The organism is Mesorhizobium sp. M1A.F.Ca.IN.020.06.1.1 (assembly GCF_004023265.1).
Classification (GTDB): Bacteria; Pseudomonadota; Alphaproteobacteria; order Rhizobiales; family Rhizobiaceae; genus Mesorhizobium.
Genome location: NZ_RZSR01000572.1, coordinates 1 through 3,938 on the forward strand (window position 1 = coordinate 1; position 3,938 = coordinate 3,938).

Here is a 3,938-nt window from a genome sequence, read left to right on the forward strand (position 1 = left end):
ACAGGCACGTTGCCGGCGCCGAGTGCCATGAATTCGGCAGCATCCCGCCAGGTTGTGATGCTGCCGAATTCATGGCACTCGGCGCCGGCAACGTGCAGGTCTGCACCGCGGCAATGACATACGGCTTCAAAATCGTGCAGGAGATGATCGCGGGGCTGGAGAACTGGATGGACGAGAAGGGCCACGCCTCGCTGTCCGACATCATCGGCCGCGCCACACCCAATGTCACGGACTGGCAGTATCTCAACCTCAACTATGTCGCTAAGGCGCATATCGACCAGGACGCGTGCATCAAATGCGGGCGCTGCCACATCGCCTGCGAGGACACCTCGCATCAGGCGATCACCAGCATGGTCGACGGCGTCAGGCATTTCGAGGTGATCGAGGCCGAATGCGTCGGGTGCAATCTTTGCGTCAATGTCTGCCCGGTCGAGGGCTGCATCACGATGGAACCGCTGGCCGCCGGCGTGCTGGATCAGCGCACGGGCATACCGGTGTCGCCGGTCTACGCCAACTGGACGACGCATCCGAACAATCCGATGGCCAAGGTGGCCGCGGAGTAGGGAACACTTTTGAAAGAAATGCGGCGCCTTCGGGTGCCGTTTTTCGTTACCTATATTGCAGATAAGAATTATCCATGATAGGTACTATCCATGAATTGGAGCCAAAGATCGTGAAGCTGGGAGAGGGCGTCGAAGCGGCGATCCACTGCGCCGCCATGCTTGCCGGCGTCGACGGCAACAGCACCATGTCGGGCGCGGCCATGGCCGAGGCGTTCGGCCTGTCGCCGAGCTATCTCTTGAAGCATCTCAATCAGCTGACAACGGCGCGCATCCTGGAATCCGTGCCGGGGCCGGCAGGCGGCTACAGGCTGGCGCGGCCGGCCGAGCGGATCACGCTGCTCGACATCGTGCTTGCGGTCGAGGGCAGGGAGCCTGCCTTCCGCTGCGGCGAGATCCGCCAGCGCGGCCCGGTCAAGCTCGACGCGTCGGCCTATGTCAAACCGTGCGGCATCAATGCCGCGATGCTGAGGGCCGAGCGCGCTTATCGCGCCGCGCTTGCCGATGCAAAGCTCTCCGACATCGTCGCCGATTTCATGAACGACGCCGATCCCCGCACCGTCGCCGCAAGCTGCGCCTTCGTCGAACGCCATCAGCGGGCGCAGAAAGTTCAACAACCAAGCAAAGCGTGAAAGGTAAGAGAATGAAACAGAGGCTGCAGTTCTTCGCCAAGGCGCCTGAAATCATGAAGGCGGTGATGGCGCTCAACAAGGCCGTCGAGGAGTGCGGGCTGGAAGAAAGCCTGATGCACCTGGTCAAGCTCAGGGCTTCGCAGATCAATGGCTGTTCCTATTGTGTCGAGATGCATAGCCGCGAGGCAAGGCGAGATGGCGAAACGGAGCAGCGGCTTTATCTGGTCGCCGCCTGGAAGGAGTCGCCGCTGTTTTCCGAGCGCGAGCGCGCCGCGCTCGCCTGGACCGAGAAGGTGACAAACATCTCCGACAACGGCGTTCCGGACGATCTCTACGCCAGGACGCTGGAGCAGTTCTCCGAGGAAGAGCTGGTCAAGCTGACAGTGGTGATCGGCATGATCAACACCTGGAACCGGCTCTGCGTGTCGTTCCACGCCATCCATCCGATGCCGGCCGCCAAGGCTGCCTGATCATCCAAAGCCGCGCGGATCCGAAGACGGTTCCGCGCGGCTTTCATTTGCGAGATCAATGACATGTTTGAGAATTTTCAGAGCGAGATTCTGTTTGCCGCGCGCCCGCTGCTCGGCGGCGCCTTCGTCTCTGCCGGCCTGCGCAACGTCCAGCACAAGACCTGCTCATCCCAATGATGACGGGACGCGGCGTGCCAGGCAGGGCCGGCATTGTGGCTGGGCATGTCCTGCAGGTCGCTCCGGACTGCTGGTGATCGGCGGCTTATGGACCGGGCAGGCGGCAAGCCTGACCCTGTTCCTGATCGTCGCGACGCCGATGTTTCACAATTTCTGGGATCATCAGGGCCGGATCGCGCCTCACGCATAAACGGCTTCGTCGCCAATGTCGCCCTGGCCGCGGGTTCCTGGCGCGGGTCTATGCCTGACAACTGCACTCGGATTCCGCGCAGTCGATGGCGCCGCGTTAATCGGTTTGTCGCGATTGTCCTGTATTAGCAAAAAACAGGTTCGCCCGTCGGAGCGTTCATGGAGCAGAACTGGACTGCATTCTGGGCACGCGTTTCGGATGCCTTCCACCAGGCGCTGGCTCCGTTCCGTGCAGTCGCGGGAGCCTTCGGCCAGCATCCGAGCGACATTCAGATATGGTGCTTTCTGTGCGACGTCTTCTTCCTCGCGGTCGTCGCCATACAGACGTATGGCGACATCATGCTCAGGCGACGCGGCGCCTTTGCCACCGGCAAGGTGATCGGCATCGACAAGTCGAGCGACGGGCCGGACACGCCGATCATCGAATTCGCCGACCGACTGGGCAAGACCTGGCGTTTCGGATCGCATCTGCCGGTCAACGGAACGACCGGGAACGTCGGCGCAGTGGTCGAAGTGATTTATGACCCTCTCCACCCGAAGCGGGCGCGGGAAGTCGGCCGCCCGCTGATGAAGGCCGTCCACCTGGCTGTCTGGTATGCGGTCGTCGCCGGGCTGATGGTGCTGGCCTTCCTGCCCGGCCTCTTTTCCAATTGATCCATTCAGGCGGCGAAGCGCAGGCCGCCGTCGCAGGTCAGCACCTGGCCGGTCATGAAACCGTTGGACACCAGGAAGGCGATCGCGTCGGCGACGTCCTCGGCGCGACCGATACGGCCGACCGGCGTCTTTCCGGCGTACTCGGCAAAGACCGCCTGCCGCTCTTCGCCCGATAGAAAATCCCACCAGGGCGTATCGATGACGCCGGGGGCCACGACGTTGACGCGCAGCGGCTTCAGTTCGACGGTCAGGATCGGGACTACGGTCAAAAGCATGCCGTTGATGGCGCCGATGCCGGCAATGCCGGGTGCTGCGATCTGCGCCGAGACGGCCGAAATGAAAGTGACCGATCCGGCTTTGTTCAAGGTCGGCAGGGCCGCTTGCAAGCAGCCTAGCTGCGGCTTGATCTTCTCGTCGACGGCGCTGCCGATGTCGGCAAGGTCGAGGGTCGCGAACGGCCCAAGGCCCCTGCCGCCGCTTGCGGCGAGAACGAGATGATCGAATGGGCCGAGACCATCGAAGAAGTGCCGGACCGCGTCCGGCTTGGTCGCGTCGAAAGCGGCCTTGCCGACGGTGCCGCCGAGGCTCTTCCAGGCGTTGTTCAGCTTGTCCTCGCTGCGGCCGGTGATCGTCACCTTCATCGCGGGGCTGAGCAGCCGTTTGGCTGTGGCAAGGCCAATGCCAGACGAGCCGCCGATGATGACGCAATGTTCGATGCTCATGAATGCTGTTCCTTGGATGTCGCGGAAGATTGTCCGGTCAGTTCGAGGCTGAGCGCCCGCAACCGGCTGCGGGCTTTTTCGTCATAGGCCTGGGCATCGGCGCGCGCTTCCCGCTGGCCATCGAAATAGAGGCCGCTCCGCCCTTCGAGCGCCAGAGATATTGCCAAGTTGAGGATCGCGTTGGCGCCGGTCTCGACCGAGCTCCACGGTGTGATGCCTGCCTGCCGGACCATGGTGGTATCCATGTAGCTTGCCGGATGGAGTGCATTGACGGTGACGCCGCTGCCTTCGAGCTGCTCGGCCAGATCGATGGTGAACAAGATCTGCGCCAGCTTGCTCTGGCAATAGGCGCGCACGCCGCTGTAGCCGCGGGCGAGATTGACATCATCGAAATCGATCGCCTGCTGGCCGGCGGAGGCGACATTGACGATGCGCGCCGGCGCGCTTGCCTTCAGCAAGGGCAAAAGCTCCGACGACAGCAGGAAGCCTGCGAGATAGTTTACGGCGAAGCGCATTTCGTAGCCGTCGGCGCTC

At 62.6% G+C, this 3,938-nt stretch carries 6 protein-coding genes; 4 read left to right on the forward strand and 2 right to left on the reverse strand.

Annotated features, from left to right (window positions below; translation table 11 throughout):
* The 4 genes from EOA60_RS22505 to EOA60_RS22525 form a co-directional block, all read left to right on the forward strand.
* Window positions 1-563 (forward strand): 4Fe-4S dicluster-binding protein (locus EOA60_RS22505; RefSeq protein ID WP_128311915.1); only part of this gene is annotated, 563 nt, incomplete at its 5' end.
* A gap of 110 nt (window positions 564-673) precedes the next feature.
* A complete protein-coding gene (locus EOA60_RS22510) occupies window positions 674-1,192 on the forward strand; it encodes an Rrf2 family transcriptional regulator (RefSeq protein WP_067328950.1) in 519 nt (172 codons plus the stop codon).
* An 11-nt stretch (window positions 1,193-1,203) separates the two neighbouring features.
* Window positions 1,204-1,662: a carboxymuconolactone decarboxylase family protein gene (locus EOA60_RS22515; protein ID WP_067328952.1), complete on the forward strand. Its 459-nt coding sequence runs from the start codon at window positions 1,204-1,206 to the stop codon at window positions 1,660-1,662.
* 525 nt (window positions 1,663-2,187) lie between these two features.
* Window positions 2,188-2,682, forward strand: coding sequence for a DUF3592 domain-containing protein (locus tag EOA60_RS22525; RefSeq protein ID WP_095824949.1), 495 nt, complete (start codon window positions 2,188-2,190; stop codon window positions 2,680-2,682).
* A 5-nt stretch (window positions 2,683-2,687) separates the two neighbouring features.
* Here the strand turns inward: EOA60_RS22525 and EOA60_RS22530 are convergent, their stop codons facing one another.
* Together EOA60_RS22530 and EOA60_RS22535 are read right to left on the reverse strand one after the other, a co-directional pair.
* Entirely contained in the window at window positions 2,688-3,404 is a 717-nt protein-coding gene (locus EOA60_RS22530) for an SDR family oxidoreductase (RefSeq protein ID WP_095824948.1), read from the reverse strand.
* Window positions 3,401-3,938, reverse strand: a 538-nt coding sequence (locus EOA60_RS22535; protein ID WP_128311917.1) for an SDR family NAD(P)-dependent oxidoreductase, incomplete at its 5' end; no start/stop codon positions are given. The genes EOA60_RS22535 and EOA60_RS22530, both read right to left, overlap by 4 nt.

Bases quoted from the DNA above. Each gene is read 5' to 3' on its own strand.
- EOA60_RS22530 (WP_095824948.1), bottom strand. From the start codon at position 3,404: ATGAGCATCGAACATTGCGTCATCATCGGCGGCTCGTCTGGCATTGGC.
- EOA60_RS22515 (WP_067328952.1), top strand. From the start codon at position 1,204: ATGAAACAGAGGCTGCAGTTCTTCGCCAAGGCGCCTGAAATCATGAAG.
- EOA60_RS22525 (WP_095824949.1), top strand. From the start codon at position 2,188: ATGGAGCAGAACTGGACTGCATTCTGGGCACGCGTTTCGGATGCCTTC.